Source organism: Sporosarcina sp. E16_8 (assembly GCF_017347095.1).
In the GTDB taxonomy this organism is placed as follows: Bacteria; Bacillota; Bacilli; order Bacillales_A; family Planococcaceae; genus Sporosarcina.
The window spans coordinates 1-803 of the sequence record NZ_JADPRZ010000124.1 but is presented as its reverse complement, the minus strand read 5'-3'; the positions used below and the strand labels follow the sequence as shown (position 1 = coordinate 803).

Below are 803 nucleotides of genomic sequence, written 5' to 3'. Positions count from 1 at the left end.
CATGTTAACCGCTACACCACGGGACCATTTGGTTGCGGGGACAGGATTTGAACCTGTGACCTTCGGGTTATGAGCCCGACGAGATACCACTTCTCCACCCCGCGACAACAATATAAGTACTATTTAATTTCACCACTAGTTAAAAATGGAGGAGGTAGAGGGATTCGAACCCCCGCGGGATTTGACTCCCCTGTCGGTTTTCAAGACCGATCCCTTCAGCCGAGCTTGGGTATACCTCCATGGCTGTGTATATAATAGTGGTGGACCTTGCAGGACTCGAACCTGCGACCGGACGGTTATGAGCCGTCTGCTCTAACCAACTGAGCTAAAGGTCCTTTAAGATGGCGGCAGAGGGGTTCGAACCCCCGACCTCACGGGTATGAACCGTACGCTCTAGCCAGCTGAGCTACGCCGCCAGGATCTTTAATATAAGTATGTTGGTGGAGCCTAGCGGGATCGAACCGCTGACCTCCTGCGTGCAAGGCAGGCGCTCTCCCAGCTGAGCTAAGGCCCCATTATAGCTGGTAATTATTTAAGCAAGAATTCTACTTATAATGGTAGCTTATTTAAGCGGTAAACTACTTAAAAAGCTTAATGGTCGGGAAGACAGGATTCGAACCTGCGACCCCTTGGTCCCAAACCAAGTGCTCTACCAAGCTGAGCTACGTCCCGAATAATTATAATATTTAAAAGTATAATGGTGCGCCCGGCAGAAGTCGAATCCACAACCTCCTGATCCGTAGTCAGGTGCTCTATCCAATTGAGCTACGAGCGCATATAAGTAAAAATTATTTATGCCGAGA

At 49.2% G+C, this 803-nt stretch carries 7 tRNA genes; all 7 read right to left on the bottom strand.

The window, feature by feature from the left end:
- Nucleotides 1-29: 29 nt before the first annotated feature.
- Nucleotides 30-104, bottom strand: a tRNA-Met gene (locus I2484_RS21185).
- 42 nt (nt 105-146) lie between these two features.
- Nucleotides 147-239, bottom strand: a tRNA-Ser gene (locus tag I2484_RS21180).
- A gap of 19 nt (nt 240-258) precedes the next feature.
- A tRNA-Ile gene (locus I2484_RS21175) sits at nt 259-335 on the bottom strand.
- A 7-nt stretch (nt 336-342) separates the two neighbouring features.
- A tRNA-Met gene (locus tag I2484_RS21170) sits at nt 343-416 on the bottom strand.
- A gap of 22 nt (nt 417-438) precedes the next feature.
- Nucleotides 439-514 (bottom strand) — tRNA-Ala (locus I2484_RS21165).
- Between the two features lie 81 nt (nt 515-595).
- A tRNA-Pro gene (locus I2484_RS21160) sits at nt 596-672 on the bottom strand.
- A 26-nt stretch (nt 673-698) separates the two neighbouring features.
- Nucleotides 699-775, bottom strand: a tRNA-Arg gene (locus tag I2484_RS21155).
- Nucleotides 776-803 lie beyond the last annotated feature (28 nt).